Annotated in this window: 20 protein-coding genes; 3 read left to right on the top strand and 17 right to left on the bottom strand. The window is 72.8% G+C overall.

Annotation, left to right across the window (positions count from 1 at the left end; all coding sequences use genetic code 11):
- Positions 1–70: 70 nt before the first annotated feature.
- A complete protein-coding gene (locus ACH4LD_RS01755) occupies positions 71–475 on the bottom strand; it encodes a globin (RefSeq protein ID WP_030648879.1) in 405 nt (134 codons plus the stop codon).
- Positions 476–572: 97 nt separating this feature from the next.
- Between ACH4LD_RS01755 and ACH4LD_RS01760 the strand changes: the two genes are divergently transcribed.
- A complete protein-coding gene (locus ACH4LD_RS01760) occupies positions 573–1,550 on the top strand; it encodes a methyltransferase domain-containing protein (RefSeq protein ID WP_398053228.1) in 978 nt (325 codons plus the stop codon).
- A gap of 6 nt (positions 1,551–1,556) precedes the next feature.
- Here ACH4LD_RS01760 and ACH4LD_RS01765 read toward each other — a convergent pair whose 3' ends face one another.
- The 15 genes from ACH4LD_RS01765 to ACH4LD_RS01835 form a co-directional block, all read right to left on the bottom strand.
- The gene (locus tag ACH4LD_RS01765) at positions 1,557–3,326 is read right to left on the bottom strand and encodes an FHA domain-containing protein (RefSeq protein ID WP_398053229.1); all 1,770 of its coding nucleotides are present in this window, start codon (positions 3,324–3,326) and stop codon (positions 1,557–1,559) included.
- Positions 3,327–3,360: 34 nt separating this feature from the next.
- Positions 3,361–4,704 carry a VWA domain-containing protein gene (locus ACH4LD_RS01770; RefSeq protein ID WP_398053230.1) on the bottom strand — a complete coding sequence of 448 codons (1,344 nt, stop codon included), beginning with the start codon at positions 4,702–4,704 and terminating at the stop codon, positions 3,361–3,363.
- A 115-nt stretch (positions 4,705–4,819) separates the two neighbouring features.
- Positions 4,820–6,442 (bottom strand): protein phosphatase 2C domain-containing protein, encoded by a 1,623-nt coding sequence (locus ACH4LD_RS01775; RefSeq protein WP_398053231.1) that lies wholly within the window; start codon positions 6,440–6,442, stop codon positions 4,820–4,822.
- Between the two features lie 3 nt (positions 6,443–6,445).
- Positions 6,446–8,911, bottom strand: coding sequence for a tetratricopeptide repeat protein (locus tag ACH4LD_RS01780; protein WP_398053233.1), 2,466 nt, complete (start codon positions 8,909–8,911; stop codon positions 6,446–6,448).
- Complete coding sequence (locus tag ACH4LD_RS01785) at positions 8,908–10,188, bottom strand: hypothetical protein (RefSeq protein ID WP_398053234.1); 1,281 nt, start codon at positions 10,186–10,188, stop codon at positions 8,908–8,910. Before ACH4LD_RS01785 ends, ACH4LD_RS01780 begins: the two co-directional genes overlap by 4 nt.
- Positions 10,189–10,229: 41 nt before the next feature.
- Complete coding sequence (locus tag ACH4LD_RS01790; RefSeq protein ID WP_398053235.1) at positions 10,230–11,261, bottom strand: glutamate ABC transporter substrate-binding protein; 1,032 nt, start codon at positions 11,259–11,261, stop codon at positions 10,230–10,232.
- Positions 11,262–11,275: 14 nt separating this feature from the next.
- The gene (locus ACH4LD_RS01795; RefSeq protein ID WP_398053236.1) at positions 11,276–12,724 is read right to left on the bottom strand and encodes a hypothetical protein; all 1,449 of its coding nucleotides are present in this window, start codon (positions 12,722–12,724) and stop codon (positions 11,276–11,278) included.
- Between the two features lie 196 nt (positions 12,725–12,920).
- A complete protein-coding gene (locus ACH4LD_RS01800) occupies positions 12,921–14,375 on the bottom strand; it encodes a purine-cytosine permease family protein (RefSeq protein WP_398053237.1) in 1,455 nt (484 codons plus the stop codon).
- Positions 14,376–14,447: 72 nt separating this feature from the next.
- Positions 14,448–15,434 (bottom strand): N-acetylglucosamine kinase, encoded by a 987-nt coding sequence (locus ACH4LD_RS01805; protein ID WP_398053238.1) that lies wholly within the window; start codon positions 15,432–15,434, stop codon positions 14,448–14,450.
- Positions 15,425–16,690, bottom strand: a complete 1,266-nt coding sequence (locus tag ACH4LD_RS01810) for a 6-phospho-beta-glucosidase (RefSeq protein WP_398053239.1) — start codon at positions 16,688–16,690, stop codon at positions 15,425–15,427. The genes ACH4LD_RS01805 and ACH4LD_RS01810 overlap by 10 nt, the downstream gene beginning before the upstream one ends.
- Positions 16,691–16,697: 7 nt before the next feature.
- A complete protein-coding gene (locus ACH4LD_RS01815) occupies positions 16,698–17,591 on the bottom strand; it encodes a carbohydrate ABC transporter permease (protein WP_398053240.1) in 894 nt (297 codons plus the stop codon).
- A gap of 2 nt (positions 17,592–17,593) precedes the next feature.
- Positions 17,594–18,535, bottom strand: a complete 942-nt coding sequence (locus ACH4LD_RS01820; protein ID WP_132786226.1) for a carbohydrate ABC transporter permease — start codon at positions 18,533–18,535, stop codon at positions 17,594–17,596.
- The gene (locus tag ACH4LD_RS01825) at positions 18,535–19,878 is read right to left on the bottom strand and encodes an ABC transporter substrate-binding protein (protein ID WP_398053241.1); all 1,344 of its coding nucleotides are present in this window, start codon (positions 19,876–19,878) and stop codon (positions 18,535–18,537) included. Before ACH4LD_RS01825 ends, ACH4LD_RS01820 begins: the two co-directional genes overlap by 1 nt.
- 44 nt (positions 19,879–19,922) lie before the next feature.
- Complete coding sequence (locus ACH4LD_RS01830) at positions 19,923–21,134, bottom strand: ROK family transcriptional regulator (RefSeq protein WP_132786228.1); 1,212 nt, start codon at positions 21,132–21,134, stop codon at positions 19,923–19,925.
- Between the two features lie 217 nt (positions 21,135–21,351).
- The gene (locus ACH4LD_RS01835; protein ID WP_398053242.1) at positions 21,352–22,179 is read right to left on the bottom strand and encodes a hypothetical protein; all 828 of its coding nucleotides are present in this window, start codon (positions 22,177–22,179) and stop codon (positions 21,352–21,354) included.
- 231 nt (positions 22,180–22,410) lie between these two features.
- On the opposite strand from ACH4LD_RS01835, the gene ACH4LD_RS01840 reads away from it, so the two are divergent.
- Both ACH4LD_RS01840 and ACH4LD_RS01845 read left to right on the top strand, forming a co-directional pair.
- Positions 22,411–22,953, top strand: coding sequence for a hypothetical protein (locus tag ACH4LD_RS01840; RefSeq protein ID WP_398053243.1), 543 nt, complete (start codon positions 22,411–22,413; stop codon positions 22,951–22,953).
- A gap of 17 nt (positions 22,954–22,970) precedes the next feature.
- Positions 22,971–23,558 (top strand): hypothetical protein, encoded by a 588-nt coding sequence (locus ACH4LD_RS01845; protein ID WP_398106152.1) that lies wholly within the window; start codon positions 22,971–22,973, stop codon positions 23,556–23,558.
- Here ACH4LD_RS01845 and ACH4LD_RS01850 read toward each other — a convergent pair.
- Positions 23,545–24,171, bottom strand: a complete 627-nt coding sequence (locus ACH4LD_RS01850; RefSeq protein WP_398053245.1) for a Uma2 family endonuclease — start codon at positions 24,169–24,171, stop codon at positions 23,545–23,547. The genes ACH4LD_RS01845 and ACH4LD_RS01850 overlap by 14 nt on opposite strands.
- Positions 24,172–24,238 lie beyond the last annotated feature (67 nt).

The raw sequence follows: 24,238 nt of genomic DNA on the forward strand, positions 1-24,238 counted from the left end.
ATTGTGATCGGAATGCGGCGACGGGTGACCGGAATCCGACCTTCAGTGACGACCCGTCAGTCCCGGGTGATCAGTCGGGGGTGTTCACCATCGACGCGGCGGCGTACGTCAGGTAGTTCCACAGCGTCCGCTCGTGCTCCTCCGACAGCCCCAGCTCGTCGACGGCCACCCGCATGTGCCGCAGCCACGCGTCGTGCGCCGCCCGGTCCACGGTGAACGGGGCGTGCCGCATGCGCAGCCGGGGGTGGCCGCGGTTCGCGCTGTACGTCGTCGGACCGCCCCAGTACTGCATCAGGAACAGGACCAGCCGCTCCTCGGCCGGGCCCAGGTCCTCCTCCGGGTACATCGGCCGCAGCAGCGGGTCCTCCGCGACCCCCTCGTAGAAACGGTGGACGAGCCGGCGGAAGGTCTCCTCCCCGCCGACCTGCTCGTAGAAGGTCTGCTCCTGAAGCGTGCCGCGCCGAATCTCATTCACCCGTCCATCGTCTCAGACCGGGTGACCGAGGACTCAGGGCTTAGGACCACCCCCCTGTCCGACCCGTCCGCGGACCGGCCGCCCCTACTGTGGACCCATGGGCGCCCACGACACCGAGACCGAGGCTCTCGCCGACGCGGCGCGGGCCGAGCTGGTGCGCGAGATCGACGCCGACGGGGCCTGGGCGGACGACCCGGTGTGGCGGGAGGCGTTCGCGGCGGTGCCCCGGCACCTGTTCGTGCCGTACTACTACGTCACCGGGGCGCGCGGCTACGAGCGCCGCTGGTGCGAGAGCCCCGACCGCGAGGCCCGGGAACGCTGGGTGCGCGGCGCCTACGCGGACGTACCGCTGGCCACCCGGCTGCGCGACGGCGAGCTGCTCTCCTCCAGCAGCCAGCCCTCCCTGATGGCCCGGATGCTGGTCGCCCTGCGCGTCGAGGACGGCGACCGCGTCCTGGAGGTGGGCGCCGGCACCGGCTACAACGCGGCCCTGCTCGCCCACCGGCTCGGCGCCGACGACCTCGTCACCACCATCGACCTGGAACCGGAGATCACCGAGTCGGCCCGGCAGCACCTCGCGGCGGCCGGCCACCACCCCGTCGTCGTCACCGGCGACGGCGCGCGCGGGGTTCCCGAACGCGCCCCCTTCGACCGGATCATCGCCACCTGCGAGCTGCCCACGGTGCCGCGCGCCTGGCTCGCCCAGTGCCGACCCGGCGGGCGCATCCTCACCCCGCTCGCCACCGGCCTGCTCACGCTCACCGTGCGGGACGCGGAACACGCCGAGGGCCCGTTCCTGCCCGGAGCCGCCTTCTTCGTGCCGCTGCGCGGCGGGCGTCGGGCACAGCCCGAGGGCGTCTCACTGGCCGGGCTGCCGAGCCGGGCCCGTGAGCAGGAGCCGTTCCGCTTCCTGCTCACGCTGACCCGGGGCACCCTCGACCCCCAGGAGGCGTACGCCCTGTGGGAGCGCGAGGGCGAACCGGAGCGCGGACGGTACGGCGTCACGGTCGCCGGCGAGCGCGCCTGGGCGTGGCTGGACGACCCGCAGGGGCCGTACGCCTGGCCCCTGCCCTGAGCGCGGTCAGCCCCGGCGGACGGTGATCGTCGTCCAGGCGCCCACGTGCACCCGGTCGCCGTCCTGGAGCGGGACCGGCACGAACGGCTGGATGGGCTCCTCCGACATGTTGACCGTGGTGCCGTTCGTCGAGTTCTGGTCGACGACCGCCCAGCTGCCGTCCGGCTGCTGCACCAGCACCGCGTGCTGGTGCGAGACACCCGGGTCCTCCGGCGGCACCGACAGGTCGATGTCAGGGGTGTCGCCGGTGGAGTGCCGGCGGCGGCCGATGGTCACCTGGTTGCCGGTCAGCGTGCGCTGCTGCTCGGGCGAGTACGCGGGCAGGTTCAGGCCCGCGGCCTCGGGGCCGGAGCGCTGCATCATCGCCATGAAGTACTCGCGGTCCGGGCCGATGGTCGCGGTCCAGGTGGTCGACCGGGGGGCCTGCGGCGCGTGCGGCCCCTGCGGCGCCTGGGGGAAACCGCCCGGTCCGCCCGGTCCCGGCGGGGTCTGGGTGCCGCCGGGCTGCGGGTAGCCGTAGCCGCCGCCCTGACCGCCGGGGCCGGTGGACGACGGCGGGGAGATCACCCAGTCGTCGTCGGCGGCCGGGGGCCGGCGGGTCTCGCCCGGGAACGCGGGCGGGGCCGCCGCACCGGACTGCTGGAACGCCTGCGGGGCACCGCCGGGACCGCCGGGCGGCGGCACCGGACGCGAGGGGTCACCGCCGAAGCCGGAGGGACCGGGCGGAGTGGGACCGCCGGGACGGGAGGGCTCACGCCCGAAGGGAGAGGGGCCCTGGGACCCCGGACCACCCTGACCCTGCCCCGGGCCGCCGCCGAACCCGGACGGGCCACCGGAACCCGGGCCACCGGGACCCTGGTTCGGACCGCCGCCGAAGCCGGAAGGGCCGGACGGGCCGCCCGGGCCACCGGGACCGCCACCGAAGCCGGACGGGCCGCCGGGACCACCAGGGCCACCGGGACCACCAGGGCCACCGGGACCACCAGGGCCACCGGGACCACCCGGACCACCGGGACCCTGCCCGGGACCGCCACCGAAGCCGGACGGGCCGCCGGGACCACCAGGGCCACCGGAACCCGGGCCACCGGGACCACCGGGACCCTGCCCCGGCACCGTGCCCCGGCCACCGAAGCCGCCGGGACCGCCGGGACCGGACGGGTTGCCGGCACCCGGACCCTGGCCCGGACCGCCCTGACCCGGACCGCCCTGGCCCGAACGCTGGCCGAAGCCCTGCGGCGCCCCTGGCGGGCGCTGGTTGCCCGCGCCGAAGGGGGGCGGGCCCGAGGGGCCGGGGGAGGTCGGCGGACCGGACGGTGCACGGTCGCCGCCGAACGGCGTCGGGCCCGACGGCTCGCTGTGGAAGGACGGGAGCGGCTCGGCGGGCCGGTTCACCTGCGAGGGCCGCGAACCCTGGTACTCGTACCCGTCACCCCCGCCGTACGTCGAGCTCGGCGGCTGGAACCGCGGCTGCGACGGGCGCGGGGCGGCCGGGGTGTAGGAGGTCGCCGTGTTGGTCAGGAAGTTCCACCGGCACTCCTCGCAGAACGGCGCGCCGCCCTCGCGGGGCGTACGGCACTGCGGGCACAGCTCCGGTTCCGGGTCGGAGCCGCCGGCCGGGTGCGGCCGGGCGCCGGCCGGGCCGCCCTGCGGGGGCGGGAAGCCGTAACCGCCCGGGGGCGGCGGAGGGGGCGGAGGTACGGCACCGGCCATGCGGTGACCGCAGACCTCGCACCAGTCGTCGGAACCCGACTGGTGTCCGTTCGGGCAGGTCGGCATGTCGGCGCTTCCCCTTCTCCTACGCTTCCGAGGGTCACTTCTTCACACGAACAGTCTTGGTGGACCGGGTCTCCAGAGTCATCTCGTCCGCCTCCGCGACCCTCGTCTTCAACCGCACAGTACCTGTCACGGCGTCGACCACGTCCACCACCTTCGCAAGCAGTTTCGCAGTATCCGCGTTCCCCGAGGCGTTCGCGAGCTGAACCGCGCGCCCCAGTTTGGCGGTTGCTCCATCGAAATCCCCCGCTTTGCGAAGGTCCAGGCCCTTCTGGATGGCTTGCGCCAGTTCGGCCTGCCCGGTGTAGTGGGCGACTTGGGGGCTGATCGCGGTGGAGGCGGCCATGTCGTCGGTCCACACGGCCCGTACGAGGCCCTGCGCGCCGAGGTTTTGGGCGGTTCCGTCCGGTTGCGGAACCACGAGGGAGACCCGCGCGGCGAGCATCTCCTGGCCGAGCCCGGCCGGCGGGACCGTCAGGCACAGGTGGTAGTCGCGGGACTCGTCGCCCCAGGAGCCGGTCGGGTAGTCCCCGGCGCGCGACCCGGCCTCCGTGCGACGGCCGGTCAAGTCATCGACGGCGGGCGCGACTTGCTTGACGAACCGGATGGCCGTGCCGACCGGCGTCCACACCCGCAGGGAGACGTCGGCGACCTCCTTGCCCATCGCCGTCTCCATCATCCGCGTGAAGTCGGCGGCGAGACCGGCCGGGTCGGCGACGATGTCGGCGGTGCCGAGCAGCGCCGAGGCGATCCCTGTGACTTCTTTCACTTCCCAGTCGGTGCCCACCCCCCGCGCGTCACAGGTGAACCGGCCGGCGCACGCGTCCAGCGTGGCCCGCAGATCCTCCGCCGACTCGTGTTCGTTGCGGCCGTCGGTGAGCAGGATGCCGTGCCGGATGGTGACGTCCGCCGCGGACAGCAGCCGGTCGGCGAGCCGCAGCCAGGTGCCGATGGCCGTACCGCCGCCCGCGCTCAGCCGGCGCAGCGCCTGCTTGGCCTGCTCGCGGGTGGTGGCGTCGGCGACCGCGAGCCGCCCGCCGCCCGGATAGACCTCCTTGGCCACGTGCGTGCCGCCGATCACCGCGAAGAGGGTGCCGTCGCGCAGGGTGTCGATCGCGGCGGCCGTGGCGTCCCGGGCGCCCCGCATCTTGGTCGGCGGGTAGTCCATCGAACCCGAGCAGTCCACCATGATCGCCACGGCGGCGGACGGCCGCCCGCCCGGCGGGTACACCGGCGCGGAGACCGCGCTGCCGATGGTGCCGCCGCCGGTCGCGGTCACCGTGACGATGGCGTTGACCTCGCTGCCGCCCTCGGGCAGGTACTCGTTCTGGTAGACGTCCACCGAGAATCGCGGCACGCTCGACTTCGCGAAATTGGCCATGCTGGCTCACATCCCCCTCGGACACCTCGCCGACGCGAGGCGACGACTGTGAGCGGACCGGTCCCCTCCGGTCCGCCGCGGCTTCCCCGTGCCGTTCCCCCGTCGGATACGGCCCTCAGGCCGATCCTGCCCCCTGCGACGGCACCGGGAACGGCAGGACCGCCACTGTTACGTTGTCGTGGCCCCCGCCGTCCAAGGCGTGGCCGACCAGCACCCGCGCGCTGTGCAGCGGGCGGGCCGCCGCGTCGGGCGGGACGACCTCGGACATCTCCTCCGCCGTCTCGGCGTAGTTCCACAGTCCGTCGGTGCACACCACCACGACGCCGGGCCGGTCCGGCTTGAACGACGCGGTGTGCGGCTCCAGTTCGTAGGCGTCCGCGCCGAGCCAGCCGGTGATCGCGTGGGCGCGGGCGTCGGCGTACGCCTCGGCCTCGCTCATCAGGCCGGCCGCGACCATCTGCGCGGCCCAGGAGTCGTCCTCGGTCAGCCGGGCGGGCGGGACGGTGCGGTCGGTGGGCACCCAGTAGACGCGGCTGTCGCCGACCCAGCCGACGACCAGCAGCCCAGGGGTGACGACCGCGCCGACGATCGTGCAGGCCGGCGCGTTCTGGTGCGGGGCGTGCTCGCGGGCCGTGGCGGGCTCCTCGGCGAGCGCGTTGACGGCCTGCGCGGCGGCGACGATCGCCTCGTGCATCGCCGCCTGCGGATGGGTGCCGCGCGGCAGCGCGGCCAGCAGGGTGTCGCCGGCCGCCCGGGAGGCGGCCAGGGAGGCGTCGTCCGGGCGGGTCGCGGAGGACACGCCGTCGCAGACGATCGCCAGCGCGGCCGGGGTGCCGTCGGGCAGCGTGGTGTGGCCGACGGCGAAGGCGTCCTCGTTGCGGTGGTGGCGCAGGCCGCGGTCGCTGACGGCGGCGACCGGTCCCGACTCCCGCTCCACGTGGTCGCGTTCGCGCGGCTGGGCGTGCCCGCAGTTCTCGCAGTAGCCGTCGCTGTCCACCCGGCCCGCCCGGCAGGCCACGCAGAGCTGCGCCGGGTCGGCCGGTGCGGAGGCGGACCGGGGGTCCGGCGCCTGCAACGGGTACTCATCGGGCTCGTCCGGCCGGTCGAACCGCACGCCGGAACCGGAGGAGTGCTCAGCACCGGCCTCCTGCCCGCCCGGCTGAGCACCGCCCGGGACGGGGCCGTTCTCGTGCGGGGGCAGCGGCGCACCGCCCGGGGCGGACCCGGACCCCGGCCCCGGCGGGGGTGTGGCGACGGCTCCCAGCCCGGGCGGTGGTGTGCCGGCCGAGGCGCCGTGGAATCCCTGGCCGGTCGGCGACGAGCCGCCGGGGGTGGGCCCGAACCCCTGCCCCGCCGGCGGTACGGCGCCGGGTGCCTGCCCGGACAGTCGCGCGGCTGCCGGGGCGGACCCGGACTCCTGCCCCGCCGGGGTGGTGGCCCCCGGGGCGGCGTCGGGTGCCTCGCCGGACAGGGGTGTGCCGCCCGAGTCGGTGCCCGGCAGGTCTGCCGGGAGGTGGGGCGCGGGGGAGGCCGTGGGGCCGGGCGGTCCGGGGGTGGGCCACGCCGTGCCCTCCTCGGGGCCGGGGCCCGTCATGGTCAGCGTCGGATGGTCCTGCGGCGGCGCGGGCACCACCGAAAGGTCGTATCCACACGCTCCGCAGAACAGGTCACCCGACTCCACGGGCTCCGCGCAGCTCGGGCACTTCGCCAGTGCGGCCTGCTGGGGCATCTGCGACATCGACTACACCCACGTCCGGGGACGGTAACGGTTGGCCCGTTCCACCAGCTCGATCCTCTCATCGCCGCCGGGCGCCAGCCTGGCCAGCGTGCGGTAGGCGCGCTCCAGGCCGAAGCGGAGGCCCCGCTCGTCCAGACCGCTGCCCAGCAGCACCCGGCCGCCGGCGGCGGGCCCGGTGCCCTGGCCCCCGGAGAGTATCCAGTCCAGCGCACAGCCGAGCACTTCCGCCGACAACAGCTCGCGGCGCGCCGGGTCCAGGCCGTACGCCTGGAGTGCCTCGACCTGACCGGCGGCGGCCGTCAGGTCGTCCAGGAACGGTACGTCACCCGCGCTCGCGGTGCGCTGTCTCAGCCGGGCCCGTACGGCGGCGACCCGGGCGGCCGTGTAGTGGATGGAGGACTCCGGGACCGACTCCAGCGTCGTCACGGCGCCCCGCCGGTCCCCGGTCGCGAGCTGTACCCGGGCCAGCCCGAACGCGGCGCTCACGAAGCTCGGGTCGGTCGTCCACACCAGGCGGTAGTACTCGGCCGCGTTGTCCAGCTGGCCCAGCACCTCGGCGCACAGGCCGAGCGCCAGCTTGGGCGCGGCCTCGCCGGGAAAGGCGTCGTAGATCGCGTCGAAGGCGAGCGCGGCATGCTCGAAGTCCCCGGTGACCAGCGCGGCCACGCCCCGGTACCACACCACCCGCCAGTCGTCGCGCTGTTCCTCGTCCAGCTCGGCCAGGCTCATCAGCGCGCCCTGGTGGTCGCCGCTCTCCAGCCGGGCGCGGATCTGCCGGAGCCGGGTCTCCACGGTCTGCGCGGGCGCCGCCGCCAGCGCGCTCATCAGCTCGGCCGGCGCGGAGGCCATCAGGCCGGCGAGGAAACCGGCGTTGGGGTCGTTCGGGTCGACCAGCGGGACCGGCAGGGCGAGCGCGGCGGCCGCCGTGTCGACGGGCCTGACCAGGGCCGGCGGCGCAGGGGCGGGAGTGGCGGGAGCCTTCCGCACCGGCCGGGCACCCAGCCGGGACACGTCCCCGTGCAGCCGGGGGAACAACTCCGTGTCCGTGACCTTGGTCTCGGGCCCGAACAGCGTCGACAACGCGGGCCGCGCCCGCCCGGTCTGGAGCGAGACGACCTCGCGCAGCACGCCCGTCAGCTGCTCGGCCATCTCCTGCGCGGAGGCGAACCGGCGGCCCGGGTCGGGGTCGGTGGCCCGCACCAGGAGCCGGTAGAAGGACTCGTAGCGGCGGAAGACCTCGATGGTGTCGGGGTCGGGCAGGGAGTCGGCGTAGACGTTGGTGTAGCCCTGGAAGTCGAAGGTCAGCACGGCGAGCGTGCGGGCCACCGTGTAGAGGTCGCTGGCCACGGACGGGCCGGACTCGGCGACCTCCGGGGCCTGGTAGCCCACCGTGCCGTAGATCGCCGACTCGTCGTCGTCCATCCGGCGGACCGCGCCCATGTCGATCAGCTTGAGCTGGTCCTCGGTCTGGATGGCGTTGTCGACCTTGAAGTCGCAGTACAGCAGGTTGCGGCTGTGCAGATGGCCGAGCGCCTCCAGCGCCTCGATGCCGTACGCGCACGCCTGCTCCACCGGCAGCGGGTCGCGGCGGCCGTCGGGCGCCCGGCGGGCGTTGGCGATCTCCTTCAGGGACTTGCCGCCGACGTACTCCATGACGATGTAGCCGTCGAGGGAGCCGGTGCGCTGGTCCAGGTGCTCCACGAAGTTGTAGATCCGCACGATGTTGGCGTGCTCGATCTCCGCGAGGAACCGCCGCTCGGAGATCGCCGCGGCCATCGCGTCCTGGTCACCGGTGTCCAGCAGGCCCTTGAGCACCACCCACCGGTCGGAGACCGCCCGGTCCACGGCCAGGTAGATCCAGCCCAGCCCGCCGTGCGCGAGGCAGCCCGCGACCTCGTACTGGCCGTGCACGATGTCCCCGGCCCTCAGCTTGGGCACGAAGGAGTACGGGTGCCCGCACTTGGTGCAGAAACCTTCCGTGCGGCCCGGGCGGTCCCCGCGGGCCCGGCCGACCGGCGCCCCGCAGTCCGACCGTGAGCAGAACCGCTTCCGCTCCGGCACCTCCGGGTTCTCCAGCACCATCGCGCGCGGGTCGGGCCGCGGCACCTGCGGCACCGAGACCAGCCCGGCGCCCAGCCGCCCCCGCGAGGAGGCCCCGGAGGACGAGCCCGAGCTGCGCACCGACACCGAACGGCCGGTGGACGTGCCCGACAGCGACCGGGACAGCCGCCCGGACACCGAGCGGCGCGACCTCGACGACTGCGAGGTCGTGCGCGAACTGCGCGAGCTGCGGGCAGTGCCGCTGTCGGACGCCCCCCGGGCGACCCCGGTGGGCGGCGAGCCCACCATGCCGGTCGTCGAGACGACCGGCGCGAGACCGCACGTGTCGCAGTACAGCTCGCCGCCGCCGACGTCCTCGTACGTCCCCTCGCAGCCCGGCCGCTGGCAGCTCTGCCCCGGCTGACTCATGACTCGTCCCCCTTACGGTCCTCCGGCGCGCTCGCGCTGCCGAGCAGTTCCGCGGCCGCCTGCTGGTAGCGCAGCACGGCCTGCTCCGCCACGCGCAGGTCGCAGGGCGCGCTCCACAGCATGCGGCGGGCCGCGTCGTACCGCTCGACCAGCAGCGGGTCCTCCGCGAGACCGTGCCGGGCGACCTTCGCCTTGTACGCGTCCAGCCGGCCGCGCAGCTCGGCGCGGACCGCGAGCGGCGCGGTGACCGCGGTCAACGACTCGCGGGCGCGCAGCAGTTCGTCCTCCGCCTTCTCCTCCAGCGACTCCAGCAGCGGGGAGAGCCGGTGCCACTGGGCCTGCCTGCGGTACTCGGCAGCGGTCGCCAGCTGCTCCTGGAGCGCGGTCGGCGGCCCGCTCACCACCGGCACCTCGGTCGCGGCGATCTTCGCCAGCACCTCACCGCGCGCGGTCCGCGCCTCGGCCAGGGTGCGGTCGGCGCGCGAGAGCACGTCCCGCAGCCGGATCAGCCGCGCCTCCGCGTCCTGACGGACCGTCAACACGGCGTCGATCTCCCGCCGCACGTCCTCCAGGGCGCGGGCCTCACGGTCGTACACCGTCGTGTCCGGGCGTCCGCCGCCGGGCGCCGAACTGCCCCCGGCCGGCACCCAGAAGGCGAGCGGGTCGGAGACGACGTCCTCGCGCAGCCTGGTCAGCGTGCGCGTGATCCGCTCCAGGTCGTCACCGGCCGGGTGCTCGCCGGGGCGCACCCCCACCGAGTGCGCGAGCTGCCGGGTGCGCTGGAGTTCCGCGGCGAGTAAATCGATCCGCGCGGGCAGCGCCGACCAGACCGCGTCGGCGGCGACGATCACGTCCAGGCTCGTCGCGTACAGCTCGTTCATCCGGTCCACCAGCGCGGACAGCGAGAACGACTCGCTCAGCCTGCCGTTCCCGCCGCCGGGGACGGTCACGGACTCGCCGCGCAGCACCTCGGTCAGCTCCGCCAGGTCCTCACGGCTGGACCAGCGGCGCCGGGCGCGGATCTCCCGGGCGCCGCGCAGCGCGGCGGTGTAGGCGTCGAAGTACGCCCACAGCCGGGTGATCCGCTCCTCCGTGGCCTGCCAGCGCTCCTGGGTGACACCGGTCAGCTCCGCGCCTTCGAGGAGTCTGCGGCCCGCGTGGTCCTGCAGGGCCAGCAGCGAGGTCTCGATCGCCTCGTGCTCCTGGCCGAGCCGCGCCAGCGCACGGTCCACCTCGTCCCGGTCCATCACCGGCCCGGCGGGGTCCGTGACGCCCATCGATCACCTCTCGCTTGCTGTCTGTTCCGGTCGGGTACAGCTCAACTGCCGGGCAGGTACCGCGGCGCGGGCGGCTTCGACGCGGCCGAGTCCTTGCCCAGTGTCGCCGACAGCCAGTCGGCGTACGACGTCTGCCAGCCGTGTGCGCGGTAGTCCACCAGAACGCGGTTGACCCGGCGTACCAGATCGCCGGCGTCCTTCTTCATCGCCACGCCGTAGTACTCGGTCGTGAACGGCCCGCCTTTCAGTTCGACGGTCGGGTCCTGCGCGGCCTGGCTCGCGGCGAGCGCGCCGTCGGTCACCACCGCGTCCACTTCGCCGAGTTGCAGCCGGACCAGGCAGTCCAGCTGGTTCGGCACGGTGGTGGACAGGTCGGTGGTGGCGGGCAGCCGGCCGCCCTTCCTGTCGGCCTCCAGCTTGGCGAGGGCGGTCGAACCGGCCGCGGTGCACACCTTCTTGTGCGCCAGCGAGCCGTCGTAGCCCGTGATCGGGGAGGACTTGGGGGCGAGGACCTGCTGGCCGGTCTTGAAGTAGGGCGCGGAGAACGCGACCTGCTGCAGCCGGTCACAGGTGATCGTCATCGTGCGGACGACCATGTCCACGCGTCCGTCCTCGATCGCCGGGATGCGCTGGTTGGTCGGTATGGCCTTGAACTGCACCGCGTCCGGGTCCCCGAGGATGTCCTCGGCGATCCGGTGCACGAGGTCGATGTCGAAGCCCTCCAGCTGGGCGCCCTCGGTGTTGGGGATGCGGTAGCCCCAGCGGTAGCTGTTCTGGTCGACACCGACGATCAGCTTCCGCTTGGCGCCCGTGCGTGCCTTGATCGCGTCGATCGTCGGACCGTCCGCGCCGGACGGCGCCGGCGTCCGCTCGTGCGCCTCGGCGTCCACGCACCCGCCGGCGCGGGCCTGGGTGCCGGTGACGGCCTTCTGCCCGGCCTGCCGCGGGTCGTCCGGCGTCCGCTGGGTGCACGGCAGCAGCAGAACGAACGCCAGCGCCAGCGCGCACAGCACCGCCATCGCGGCGACCCCGCCCCAGCCTCGCAGGACGGACCGCGCACGGCTCACGTCCATCGCCTTGCCCCCTGTCACCGGTACTCCGAAAGTCTGCGGCCGATGCCGGCGACGGCGCCGGCCGCGCCCAGCACCGCGAGGACGGCGGCGCCCTCCGGCAGCCCGGTCATGGCGTCCCGCCCGTCCCCGGCCGCCCGCTGGAACTCGGCCCGCTCATGGGCGATGGCCCGGGCCAGGCTGCGGTCGACGCCGTCGAAGCACTCGGCGGTCGCGCCCTTCGCGCCGATCACCTTGTCCAGCGCCTGCTGGTAGTTGCCGTTCTCGTCCTCGGCGCGGGCCGTGGCGTGGCGCTGCTTCCACACCGCCATGTCGCCCTCGGCCGCCTTGACCGGTGCGGTGCCCCCCTGGTCGTCGGCGAGCCGCGCCGCCTCGGTCAGCGCCTTGCCGAGCACGGCGATGTCCTGGTCGAAGTCGCGGTAGTAGGCGTCGTACGTCGTGCCGTCGACCGTGACGGTCTCGGCGCCGCGCGCCACCAGGCTCAGGTTCTCGTTGCCGCGGGCCTTGAGGGAGGCGATCCGGGCGTCGTGGAGCACGTTGAGCGAGCGGATGCCGTGCTCGTACGAGCCGTCGAGCCCCGACCGGGCGACCGTGTGGCCCACGACCAGCCACAGCAGGACGACGGTCGTCGCGGCGCTGGCGGCGACCAGGCCGTGGTTGAGGACGCGGTGGGTGCGCCGGTACGTGCGGTGCTGGGCCCAGCCGAGCGCGGCCAGCGCGAGCAGCCCGAGCCCGATGGCGGCCCACGGGTACGGCGTCGCGTCCGCGTAGTCCGCGTCGAGCCGCCGGTTCTCCGTGGTGTAGAGGTCCTCCGCGGCCGGGAGCATCTCCTTCTGCATCTTCTCGTTGGCGTACCGCAGATAGGCGCCGCCGACCGGATAGCCCTGCCGGTTGTACGTCCGGGCCCGCTCGATGAGGCCCTTGTACTCGGGCAGCAGCCGGTTCAGCTCGGCGATGGTCTGCTCGGAAGCGGAGCCCGGCTCGGCGTTGGCGGCGGCGGTGACGAGCCCGGCGGCGGCGGTGCGGATGTCCTTCTCGTAGCTGTCCCTGGACTGCGCGCTCTCCTGCCCGCCCGCCAGGAACCCGCTGGAAGCGGCGGTGTTGGCGTCGGCCAGCGACCGGTAGATGCCGGCCGCGCCGTAACTGAGCGGCTGGCTGCGGTGCAGCACGTCGTCGGCGGCGGCCGAGCGGGCACTGGTCTGCCAGGCGGTGACCGCCCCGAAGGCGACGACCAGCAGCGCCAGGACGGCACCGATGATCCGCAACCGCCCCGGCTCGGTCGTGGCGGCGGCCCGCAGCCGCTCGGCACCCTCGGCGAAGGCGGTCCGGCGCGCGGGCGGCACCCCCGGACCGACGGCCGCGGCGAACCCGGGCGGACCGGGCTGGGCGGGGATGCCGGGGACACCGGCCACACCGGCGGGCCCGGCCGGCGGTGGCGCCGCGCTGCTCTTCGGCGGGTGTGTCACTCGACCTCCCCCATGGTCATCCGTACGCCGCCCAGTATCACCGCCCGCACTGACATCGCGCACCGGCCTTCACTGGATCTTGATCGGATCGCAGCGTGCCCGGGGGCGCGTGCCGGCGGACGCACCACCCCCCGTGCTGGAACACGCTGGTGACGGGGGATCGGTTCCCCGTGCGACGGGCCGGCCGGGGACGGCCTCACGGCTCGCGGTGCTCGTGGGCGGCCTGTTCCAGGGCTGCCGCCTCCGCCTCCGCCAGCCGGGTCTCCGCCGCCACGTCGATCGAGCGGGTCAGCCACCAGTACAGCAGGGCGCTGACGGGGAGGCCGACGAAGAGGGAGATGTCCGCGCCGCCCAGCGCCCTCGCGGCGGGACCGGTGAACAGGGTGCCGACGGAGAAGAACGGGACCATGGCGGCGAAGCCGACGAGGTAGGCGATGATGCCGTGCCAGCCCCAGCGGCCGTAGATGCCGTGTGGGTTGAAGATTTCGGCGATGGCGTAGTGCCCGCGGCGCACCACGTAGTAGTCCATGAGGTTGACCGCGGTCCACGGGATGAACAGGTAGAGCACCAGGAGCAGGAAGTTCTCGAAGTTCGCCAGGAAGTTCGACGTCGCGGCCAGCGCGCCGACCAGGGAGAGCGCCGCGGTGAGACCGAGGGTGACCAGCCGCACGGCGAGCGTCGGCCGGACGCGCTTGAACGAGTCGATGGCGCTGATGAGCGTGAGGGACCCGCCGTACATGTTCAGCGCGGTCACCGAGACCAGGCCGAGGGCCGAGAACAGCAGCACGACGGCGCCGAAGCCGGTGAACACCCTGTCGCCCGCGGCGTCGATCGCCGGGATCGTCTGGAAGGTCTTCGGGCCCGCCCAGGCCGCCAGCAGCGCCCCGAGCACCATCAGCCAGATGCCGCCCAGCGCGGAGCCGAAGTAGGTCCAGTAGAAGGTCTTGCGGACGGTCACGTCCGGGGGGAGGTAACGGGAGTAGTCGGAGACGTAGATGGCCCAGCTGATCTGGTAGCCCGCGACCACGCCGAACTGCGCGAGGAACGGTGTCCACCGGAAGCCGTCGAGGTCGAAGGAGCCCGCCGGGTAGTGCAGGGTGACCAGGACGCCCACGGTGAAGATCCCGAAGATCACCAGGAAGGTGTACGTCAGGATCCGCTCGGCCTTGTGGATGATGTCGTAGCCCACCAGCGCGATGACGAGCGCGACGACGGTCACCACGACGACCCACAGCTTGACCCCGCCGTGCAGCGTGGTGTGCAGGGCGCCGGCGGCGAGGATGCTGTTGAAGACGTTGAACCCGGCGTACTGCACATAGGCGAACAGCCACACCAGCAGGGCGCCGACGTAGCCGAACTGGGGCCGTGACTGGATCATCTGCGGCAGCCCGAGCTGGGGTCCCTGGGCGGAGTGGAAGGCCATGAAGAAGGTGCCGATGACGGTGCCGGAGACGATGGCCAGCAGTGACCAGACGAGGTTGCCGCCCTGGGTGATGCTGACCAGCCCGACCGCCAGGGTGGCGATCTGGGCGTTGGACATGAACCACAGCGGGCCCAGATGCCAGAGCTTGCCGTGCCGCTCGTCCAGCGGGACGTAGTCGATGGACCGGACTTCGAGACCGGACACTCTTGGCTCGGCTGATGTGCTCATGACGCCTCCCGAGGTAGGGCCCGCACCTCTGGTCACATTGTTGCCCCGCTCCGCGCCCGGGACGACCCAGGATCAGCCCGCCTCCCAGTGACCCCGCGCCCGCTCCTGCGCCCCCGCGTCCGCCCCCAGCCGGTCCAGGCCCAGCAGGACCGCGCCCAGCACCGGGCTCGCCGTCACCACGCGGACGTCGGCCTTGGGGGCCCGGGCCGCCAGCAGAGTGCGGACGGTGTCGTTCAGCTGGGGGTGGCCGGCCGTGAGGACGCTGCCGCCGAGGAGGACCGGGGTCTCCTCGTCCAGCAGGTCCAGGCGGGTCAGGGCGACCGTGGCCATCACCGTGACCTCCTCCGCGAGCCGGGTGACGATCGAGCGGGCCACCGGGTCGCCGTCCGCCGCCGTGGCGAACAGGACCGGGGTCAGCTCGTGCCGGCGGTCGTGGTCCAGGTGCTCCAGGTGCAGCGCCTCGATGAGGGCGTACATGGTCGGCAGGCCGAAGTGCGCGGGCAGGGTGCGGGCCAGCGACGTCGGTCCGCCGCGCCCGTCCTCCGCTCGGGCCGCGTGCCACAGGGCCTCCTCCGCCAGGCCCCAGCCGCCGCCCCAGTCGCCGGAGATGCGGCCGATGGCCGGGAAGCGGGCGGTACGGCCGTCGGGCCGCATGCCCACGCAGTTGATGCCCGCGCCGCACACCACCGCCACCCCGCGCGGCTCGGCCACACCCGCGCGCAGGATCGCGAAGGTGTCGTTGCGGACCTCCACCGACGCGCCCCACGCGCGCGCGTGCAGCGCGGCCGCCAACTGCTCCTCCTCCACCGGGAGATCGGCGTTGGCCAGGCAGGCTGCGACATGGCCGACGGAGGTGACCCCGGCGTCCGCGAACGCCCGGGCCACCGGTTCCGCCAGCGCGTCCAGCGCCGCCGTCACGCCCACCGCGGGCGGCCGGAAACCGCCGCCGCGAGCGGTGGCCAGCACCTCCCCGGCGGCGGTGACCACGGCCACGTCGGTCTTGCTGTTGCCCGCGTCGATGGCGAGGACCGTCAGGGGGTCGGGTGCGGTCAGGCCCACGCGAGGTGCTCCCGGTTGTGTGCGATCAACTGGTCGGTGAGGGCGTCGGCGTACGCGTACTGGCCGATCAGGGGGTGGGCCAGCAGCGCGCGGAAGACACGGTCCCGGCCGCCGCGCAGGGCGGCCTCCAGGGCCAGGTCCTCGTAGGCCGTCACGTTCGCGATCAGGCCCGAGAAGAGCGGGTCCAGGCCGGGGACCGGGAGCGGTACCGGGCCGGCCGGGCCGACCGCCGCCTGCACCTCGATCACCGCGTCGTCCGGGAGGAAGGGCAGCGTTCCCCGGTTGAGCGTGTTCACCACCTGGTACGGGCTGCCCCCGCCGCCCAGCAGAGCCGCCGCCAGGTCCACGGCCGCCTCCGAGTAGAAGGCACCGCCGCGCTTGGCGAGCAGGGCCGGTTTCTCGTCCAGGGCCGGGTCGCCGTACATCGCCAGGAGTTCGCGCTCCATCGCCGCAACTTCGGCCGCCCGTGACGGCTTGGTGCGCAGTTCCCGGACGACCTCGTCGTGCGCGTAGTAGTAGCGCAGGTAGTAGGAGGGGACGACGCCGAGGCGGTCCAGCAGGGGGCGGGGGAGGCGGACGTCGTCCGCGATGGCCTCGCCGTGCTCGGCCAGGAGCTTCGGCAGGACGTTCTCGCCCTCCGGTCCGCCCAGACGCACACCGGTTTCCCAGGTGAGGTGGTTCAGGCCCACATGGGCCAGATGCACATCCGCCGGGGCCGCGCCCAGCAGGGCCGCGAACTTCCGCTGGAAGCCGATCGCCACGTTGCACAGGCCGACCGCCCGGTGCCCGGCCTGGAGCAGGGCGCGGGTGACGATGCCGACGGGGTTGGTGAAATCGATGATCCACGCGCGCGGGTTGCTGCGGCGGACCCGTTCGGCGATGTCGAGGACCACCGGGACCGTGCGCAGGGCCTTCGCCAGGCCGCCCGCGCCGGTGGTCTCCTGGCCGATGCAGCCGCACTCCAGCGGCCAGGTCTCGTCCTGCTGCCGGGCCGCCTGGCCGCCGACGCGCAGCTGGAGCAGGACGGCGTCGGCGCCGTCGATCCCCGCGTCCAGGTCGGACGTCGTGACGATCCGGCCGCCGTGGCCCTGCTTCGCGAAGATCCGCCGGGCCAGGCCGCCGACCAGCTCCAGACGGTCCTCGGCCGGGTCGACCAGGACCAGTTCCTCGACGGGCAGGGTGTCCCTGAGCCGCGCGAAGCCGTCGATGAGTTCCGGTGTGTAGGTCGAGCCGCCGCCGACCACGGTGAGTTTCATAGCCAGTTCAACCCTTTACTCCGGTGAGGGTGACGCCCTCGACGAACGCCTTCTGGGCGAAGAAGAACACGAGGATCACGGGGGCCATGACCAGCACGGTGGCGGCCATGGTGAGGTTCCAGTCGGTGTGGTGGGCGCCCTTGAAGGACTCCAGGCCGTAGGAGAGCGTCCAGGCGCCGGGGTTCTCGGAGGCGTAGATCTGCGGCCCGAAGTAGTCGTTCCAGGCGTAGAAGAACTGGAAGAGGGCGACGGCGGCGATGCCGGGCTTCGCCATGGGCAGGACGACCCGCAGCAGGGTGCGCAGGTCGCCGCAGCCGTCCACCTTCGCCGCGTCCAGGTACTCGTTGGGGATCGTCATCAGGAACTGGCGCAGCAGGAAGATGGAGAACGCGTCCCCGAACGCCATCGGGACGATCAGCGGCCACAGGGTGCCCGACAGGTCGAGCTGTTTCGCCCAGAAGAGGTACATCGGGATGACGACCACCTGCGGGGGCAGCATCATCATCGAGATCACCAGCATGAGCGACAGGTTGCGGCCCCGGAAGCGGAACTTGGCGAGCGCGTACGCCACCGGGATCGAGGACACCACCGTCAGCACGGTGCCGAGGCCGGCGTAGAGCAGCGTGTTCTTCCACCAGGTGAGGAAGCCGGGGGTGTCGAACACCTTCCGGTAGTTGCCCCACTCCCAGGTGTGCGGGATCAGGTCCCGGCTGAGGGCCTGGCTGTCGCTCATCAGCGAGGTCAGGAACACGAACACGAACGGCAGCGTGAAGAACAGCGCGGCGGCGACACCGAGCGAGTGGACCGCGATCCACTCCAGCAGCGCCCGGCGGCGGGCGGTGCGCTCGGCCCCGGTGACGAGCGGCGCCGGCTTCACCGGCTGGTCCAGTACTTGGGTCATGGTCAGTCACCTGCCTGGATCAGGCCGCCCCGGCGCCGCATGAGCAGCGCGGTGAACGCCATCGACAGGGCGAACAGCACCAGCGCCACCACACACGCCGAGCCGTAGTCGAAGCGCTGGAAGCCGAGGTTGTAGACGAGCTGGGGGAGGGTGAGCGTGGACTTGTCGGGGTAGCCGGGCTCGAACTGGGTGCCGGCGCCCTGGATCACGCCGGAGGCGACCTTCCCGGCGACCAGCGGCTGGGTGTAGTACTGCATGGTCTGGATCACGCCGGTGACCACGGCGAACATCACGATCGGGGAGATGTTCGGCAGGGTCACGTACCGGAAGCGCTGCCAGGCCGAGGCGCCGTCCAGCTCCGCCGCCTCGTACTGCTCCGTCGGTACGTCGAGCAGCGCGGCCATGAAGATGACCATCAGGTCGCCGACGCCCCACAGGGCCAGCAGGGTCAGCGCCGGCTTGGACCAGGTGGGGTCGTTGAACCAGCCCGGCGCCGGCAGCCCGGCCTTCTCCAGGATCGAGTTCACCGGGCCGGTACCGGGGTTGAGCAGGAACGCGAAGGCCATGGTGGCCGCGACCGGCGGGGCGAGGTACGGCAGGTAGAACAGGGTACGGAAGACGCCGGTACCCGTCTTGATCTTGGTGATGAGCAGTCCGACGCCCAGCCCGAAGAGCACCCGCAGGCTCACCATGACCACGACCAGCCAGAGCGTGTTGCGCAGGGCGGGCCAGAACAGCGGGTAGTGCTCGAAGACGTACGTCCAGTTCTTCCCACCGCTCCACGTCGGCGGCCGGAAGCCGTCGTAGTGCATGAAGGAGAAGTAGACCGTGGAGATCAGCGGGTAGGCGAAGAAGACCGCGAAGCCGATGAGCCACGGGGACATGAAGGCGAGCGTGCGCAGGGCCGAGCGCCGGCGTTTCGACGCGAGGGTCACGGCGCTCATCACTTCGCCTGCGCGATGTCCGTGTCGATCTGCGCGGCCGTCTTCTTCAGTCCGGCCTTGAGATCGGAGACCTTGCCGCTCTCGTAGTCGTAGCCGAACTGCTGGACCGTCACCAGGTACACACCGCCGTTGATCGAGGCGGGAGTCGTCGTCGAGTGCGGGTTGGCGGCGATGTCCAGGAAGGTCTTGAAGCGCGGGTCGTACTTCAGCTTCGGCGACTTCAGCGCGGCCAGCGTGGAGGGCACGTTGTGGATGTCGTTGGCGAAGCCGACCACCGCGTCCGTGTTCGTCGTCATGTACTTCACCAGTTCCCATGCCGCGTTCTGCTTGTGGCTGGTGGCGGCGATGCCCGCGATGGTGCCGGTGATGTAGCCCTTGCCGTACTGGTCGGCCTGGTCGTCCGGGACCGGCAGCGGGGCCACCCCGATCTCGAAGTCCGGCTTCGCCTCCTCGGCCATCCCGAGCCGCCACTCTCCGTCGAGCTGCATGGCCACCTGGCCGGTGTGGAAGGGGTGCTTGGGACCCCACTCGTCGCCCAGCGTGGCGCGGAACTTCTCCAGCTTCTGGAACCCGCCGAGCTCGTCCACGAGCTTCTTCTGGAGCGTGAAGCCCTTCTCGAAGGCGGGATCCTTGGCGAGGTTCGACTTGCCGTCCTTGCCGAAGTACGTCGGCGAGAACTGGCCGAGGTAGTGCTCGGTGGTGGACTCCCAGCCGTGGTAGTTCGGCATGAACCCGAGCTGCTTGTAGCCGTCGCCCTGGGAAATCGTCAGCTTCTTGGCGTCCGCCTCGAATTCGGACCAGGTCCTCGGCGGGTGCGCGATGCCCGCCTTCTCGAACGCCGTCTTGTTGTAGTAGAGCCCGTACGCGTCACCGAGCAGCGGCACCGTGCAGCGGTTGCCGTCGAACTGGGTGTACTCGTTCATCGGCTTCGGGAACGTCTTCTCCGGGTCGATCCCCGACTTCTGGAAGAACGGGTTCAGGTCGACCAGCGCGCCCGAGGAGCAGAACTTGCCCACGTTGTTGGTGGTGAACGACGAGATCACGTCCGGGGCCTTCTCGCCGCCCGCCCGCAGTGCCTGGTTGATCTTGTCGTCGGTCATGTTGCCGACGACGTTCACGTGGATGTTGGGGTGCGCCCGCTCGAAGCCGGCGACCAGCGACTTGACGGCCTTCACCTCGTTCGGCGCGCTCCAGGCGTGCCAGAAGTTGATCGTCGTGTCCTTCGAGGGGTCGTCGGTGGCACCGGAGTCGGACTGGCCGGTACACGCGGCGGTGAGGAGCACGGCCGAAGCAGTCAGGGCAAAAGCCGCCTTTCGGGCGACTCCGGGTATGGCTGTGGGCATGGCGAGGTCTCCCAGGGGGACGGGGTCGGGAAAAGAGGGGGCGCTCAGCGCGAGGTGTCGAAGACCTCGTCGCGGGTGGCGGCGAGCGCGGACTCCAGCGCGCCGCGCAGCACGGGGTGTTCCTGGACGTCGCCGACGACCAGCCGGGGCCGGGCCGCGGCCAGCTCCTCCAGCTCGGCCTGGACGAGGGCGCGCAGCACCTCGCCGCCGGCCGTCAGGGCGGAGCCGCTGAGGACGACGAGTTCGGGATCGAGGACGGAGACGAGCGAGGCGAGACCGGTGGCCAGCCGGGTGGCGTAGGTCCGCAGCAGTTCCCGGTGCGGGCCGCTCGCGTGGTCGGCGGCGCGGGCGACGAGCGTGGTGGCGGCTTCGGTGTACGGCCCCGGGGGCACGTCCTCGACACCGAGTTCCCGGGCCAGCTTCGGCAGGGCCTGGGAGCCGGCCAGCTCCTGGTAGCCACCGCTGTTGGCCTTGGTGACCTGCCGTACCAGCGGGGTGCCCGGCACCGGCAGGAAGCCGACCTCGCCGGCGCCGCCGGTCCAGCCGCGGTGCAGCCGGCCGCCGAGCACCAGGGCGGCGCCGAGGCCCTCCTGGTTCCACAGCAGCACGAAGTCCGCGTGGCCGCGGGCCGCGCCGAGCCGCTGTTCGGCGATGGCGACGAGGTTGACGTCGTTCTCGTACTCGACCGGCATCGGCAGGGCCGCCGCGAGGTCGTCGAGCAGTGCGGGGGAGTGCCAGCCCGGCAGGTGGGATGCGTAGCGCAGCCGCCCGGTGTTGGGGTCGAAGGCGCCGGGTGTGCCGATGACCAGCCGGTGCACGTCGGACCGGGCGAGCCCGGCGGCCTTGACGGCGCCGTCGAGGGCGTCGGTGACCTGCCGGACGACGGGGTGCGCCGGGCGCCGGCCGGGGGTGGGCAGCTCGTACTCGCCGACCGTGCGGCCGGTGATGTCGGCGACGGCGGCCCGGATGCGGTGCGGGGTGACGTCGAGCCCGGCGGCGTACGCGGCCGTGGGGTTGACCGCGTAGAGCTGGGCGTTGGGGCCGGGCCGGCCCTCGCTGGTGCCGGTGACCCGGACCAGTCCGGCCGCCTCCAGGCGGGCCAGCAACTGGGAGGCGGTGGGCTTGGACAGACCGGTGAGCTTGCCGATCCGGGTGCGCGACAGCGGCCCGTGCTCCAGCAGCAGGTCCAGGGCGGCGCGGTCGTTCATGGCGCGCAGGACGCGCGGGGTGCCCGGCGTACCGGCGGTTCCTGCCATGGGGGTCGACACCTGCCTTTCCAGCCGCCCAGCTTTTCAGTGACCTGGGCATGACGTCCAGTCTTGATCGACGGCCGCCCGGAGATCACTGTTAGGAAACTTTCCTATTGGGGTGGGAGGAACGTAAGCCGAGGACGAAGGGGGCGTCAATAGACAACGCCCCCGAGGCAACAGAGTCGTTACCTCGGGGGCGCTGCGGTACGGGGAGTGCCCGCGGTTACTTCACGGTCACGTGGTCACCGGCGGACGTCTTCGCGCCTGTGGTGGCCGTACCGGCGAAGACGAAGCGGTAGGTGCCGCTCCTGCCCGCCTTCACGGTGGTGGACAGGGCGCCGCCGGTGCCGGAGGTGATCGTCCTGACGTTCGCGTAGGCACCGCCGTCCGCCTTGAACTGCAGGACGACCTTCTGGTCCTTGTACCCGGTGTACGTGCCGGTCGCCCAGTTGGCGCGGGTCAGCTTCCCCTTGACGGTCAGCGTCCGGCCCTTGACGACGGGCTCCGGGGCGGCGTCCACGGTCACCTGGGCGGCGCGCTTGACCTGCGTCGACGCGAGGTTCCCCCACATGGTGAGGTCGTTCTCGCTGTGCAGGTAGTCGTCCGAGGCGCTGCCGTCGCTGTGCGCGTAGACACCGGCCGCCTTCCAGGTGCCGGCGTCGGTGGCCTCGTACAGCTCCCGGTCCGGAACGGCGACGATCGTCTCGGTGCAGCTCTCGGTGACGGTCGTCTCCGTCGTGGAAGCGGTCGTGCAGACGGGCGCCTTGCGCGGGCCCAGCTCGTTGTCGGGCGACTTCAGCGTGCCGCGGTACAGCAGCACGGCCTGCACCGTCTTCTCCTGGTCGATGACCAGGTCCTTCGGCCGGGTCAGGGTGTACGACACCGGCACGTTCACCGCCTTGGTGGTGCCGACCACGATCGGCTTGCCCTTGTTCACGGTCACACCGGCGAACGTCAGGTCCGGCGTACCGGCCGCCGACGCGGCGGGAGCGGCCAGGCCGGCCAGGGCCAGGGCACCGGACAGGGCGGTACCGATGGCGAGCTTGCGCATGTTTCCCCACATTCGACACGGGCCCCGGGCGGTGTCGCGCTCCAGAACGAGGGCCCGCTGTGGGGGCGACCCTAGACGATCACCGAATGCGGAGGGAACGCGGGGTTCCGGTGAAGACGATCTGTGTTCGGGTGAGGGTCAAGTGTGCGTCACGAGTGCGTCACGGATGTGGTTTTGGCTGGTCACGGGGCCTACATTCGGGCGACGAACGGACGCGGGGGCGGGGGGACGATGGGGACGGTCGGCCGGAGGCTGCTCTGGAGGCTGTGGCTGGTCACGATGTCCGGCTTCGTGCCCTTGCTGGTCACTGTGGGCCTGAGCGACTTCCTGGGCGAGGGCCTGTCCCGCTCGTTCGCCGAGGACCTCCTCCTCACCCCGCTCGTCTGGGCCGCCCTCAGCCTGCTCGCCGCCCTCTACGTGTACGCGGCCCTGGTCCGCCGGGCGCGCGGCACCGGCATCCCGGTCACCGTGGACGCCCTCCGGGCCACGCAGGAGCGGGTGTTCCCGGCGGCGGAGGCGGAGCGGCTGAGGGCGGGGATCGCCGCATCCGGGCGGGCGTACGACGTGACGGGCGAGACGGGGGCGTGGGACTTCCAGTGGCGCCCGTTCCGTAACCGGCACGCCGTCACCGGCTCCCTGACGGTGGACCGGTCGTCGGGTGAGGCCCGGGTCCTGCTGCGCGCGGACCAGGGACTGATGGGCATGCCGGGGCAGCGTGTGGCGAGCGCGTTCGTGGCGCTGTGCCAGGTGACGAGAGTGGGGCTGACCGGGTGAGAGGCGGCCGGACGGCGGTGGCGGTCGTGCTGCTGCTGGGAGCGGTGGCGTGCACGGCGCAGCAGCCGCGGCAGGTTCGGGCGGCGTCCTCGGCGAAGCCCGCGGCGCCGTCCTGCGGCTCCGGCACCTTCCGCTGGGGCGCGGTACGGCAGGAGACGCGGCTGACCGGTGTCTCCCCGGTGGTGACGCTCGGCGAGGACGACGGCTGGACCACGTTCCGGAACGTGCCCGTGCGCACGGTCGCCGCCTCGGTCCGGGCGAACGGCGTCGGGCTGTCCCGGCGGCGGGCGATGGCCTCGCTCGCGCGACACCTGGGCTACGACACGGGCGACCTGATGGCCCCGGGGGAGGACACCGCCCACCACCCCCGGCACCACGACCGGATCGACTTCGACGGCGCCGGCCGCTTCGTCACCGCGGAGGCCGTGAAGGTGGTGGACGCGAGCTTCGCCGTGAGCTGCCCCGACGGCACGCACTACGGCAGCGTCACGACCTGGCTCACCGGCACCCAGGGCGCGTCCCTGTCCTGCGGCGCCGACCCGGGTGGGGAGGCATGGATCCGCGAGGCCTACCAGCTGGCCTGCGGCCCGCTCAGCCCTCGATGAAGGGGGAGGTGTCCGGAGTCGGGTAGGGCGCCAGGAGCGGAAGGGGCTCGCCGAGGTCCACCTTGATGTCGGTGGCGTGGTACGCCTCGGTGGGGTCGTCACCGGGGAGGACGGGGGCCGTGCAGCAGTGGGCCGTTCTGGAGTGGCGGTCGATGAGGACGTAGACCGGGATGCCGGCGGCGGCGTAGGTACGGAGCTTGGGGCCGGTGTCGGTCTCGTGGTTGGTGGAGGTGACTTCGCCGACCAGGGCGAGCATGTCGATGGGGTACCAGCCGGGATGCGCGGCAAAGTGCGCCTCGTCCGTACTCGTCGGCTCTCGGCGCATGACGTGTACGTCGGGGATGATCAAGGCAGTCGTGCCGTGGGCCCGGTCGGCGAACCGGAAGCCGTTGCCGATGCCGGCATGAGGGACCGCTGCCGATCGGAGCTGGAAGCACAGTTCCAGAACCGTGTCGCTGTGCCCGTCACCGGGCGGCGCCAGCGGTAGGTGGGCCCGGCCTTCGATGAACTCGGCGCGTACGGGCATGGGAGAGACCGCCTCGTACGCCGCCAGGAGCTGGACGGGGCCCATGCGGGCCATGAGGTCCGGCTCCCCGGGACGGTCGGTGTTCATGGGGCGGAACGATGGGGCACCCCGCGCGCACCGTGCGCCGGAATGCCCCGCCCGTTCACTCGAACGT

This window comes from Streptomyces sp. NPDC017676, from assembly GCF_044329325.1.
In the GTDB taxonomy this organism is placed as follows: Bacteria; Actinomycetota; Actinomycetes; order Streptomycetales; family Streptomycetaceae; genus Streptomyces.

What these genes read in the sequence shown, in the direction of transcription:
- ACH4LD_RS01785 (WP_398053234.1), bottom strand. Translation starts at nt 10,188, where the DNA reads ATGGGCGTCACGGACCCCGCCGGGCCGGTGATGGACCGGGACGAGGTG.
- ACH4LD_RS01830 (WP_132786228.1), bottom strand. Translation starts at nt 21,134, where the DNA reads ATGGCAGGAACCGCCGGTACGCCGGGCACCCCGCGCGTCCTGCGCGCC.
- ACH4LD_RS01815 (WP_398053240.1), bottom strand. Translation starts at nt 17,591, where the DNA reads ATGACCCAAGTACTGGACCAGCCGGTGAAGCCGGCGCCGCTCGTCACC.
- ACH4LD_RS01770 (WP_398053230.1), bottom strand. Translation starts at nt 4,704, where the DNA reads ATGGCCAATTTCGCGAAGTCGAGCGTGCCGCGATTCTCGGTGGACGTC.
- ACH4LD_RS01790 (WP_398053235.1), bottom strand. Translation starts at nt 11,261, where the DNA reads ATGGACGTGAGCCGTGCGCGGTCCGTCCTGCGAGGCTGGGGCGGGGTC.
- ACH4LD_RS01760 (WP_398053228.1), top strand. Translation starts at nt 573, where the DNA reads ATGGGCGCCCACGACACCGAGACCGAGGCTCTCGCCGACGCGGCGCGG.
- ACH4LD_RS01835 (WP_398053242.1), bottom strand. Translation starts at nt 22,179, where the DNA reads ATGCGCAAGCTCGCCATCGGTACCGCCCTGTCCGGTGCCCTGGCCCTG.
- ACH4LD_RS01765 (WP_398053229.1), bottom strand. Translation starts at nt 3,326, where the DNA reads ATGCCGACCTGCCCGAACGGACACCAGTCGGGTTCCGACGACTGGTGC.
- ACH4LD_RS01810 (WP_398053239.1), bottom strand. Translation starts at nt 16,690, where the DNA reads ATGAAACTCACCGTGGTCGGCGGCGGCTCGACCTACACACCGGAACTC.
- ACH4LD_RS01800 (WP_398053237.1), bottom strand. Translation starts at nt 14,375, where the DNA reads ATGAGCACATCAGCCGAGCCAAGAGTGTCCGGTCTCGAAGTCCGGTCC.
- ACH4LD_RS01820 (WP_132786226.1), bottom strand. Translation starts at nt 18,535, where the DNA reads ATGAGCGCCGTGACCCTCGCGTCGAAACGCCGGCGCTCGGCCCTGCGC.
- ACH4LD_RS01825 (WP_398053241.1), bottom strand. Translation starts at nt 19,878, where the DNA reads ATGCCCACAGCCATACCCGGAGTCGCCCGAAAGGCGGCTTTTGCCCTG.
- ACH4LD_RS01840 (WP_398053243.1), top strand. Translation starts at nt 22,411, where the DNA reads ATGGGGACGGTCGGCCGGAGGCTGCTCTGGAGGCTGTGGCTGGTCACG.
- ACH4LD_RS01775 (WP_398053231.1), bottom strand. Translation starts at nt 6,442, where the DNA reads ATGTCGCAGATGCCCCAGCAGGCCGCACTGGCGAAGTGCCCGAGCTGC.
- ACH4LD_RS01780 (WP_398053233.1), bottom strand. Translation starts at nt 8,911, where the DNA reads ATGAGTCAGCCGGGGCAGAGCTGCCAGCGGCCGGGCTGCGAGGGGACG.
- ACH4LD_RS01850 (WP_398053245.1), bottom strand. Translation starts at nt 24,171, where the DNA reads ATGAACACCGACCGTCCCGGGGAGCCGGACCTCATGGCCCGCATGGGC.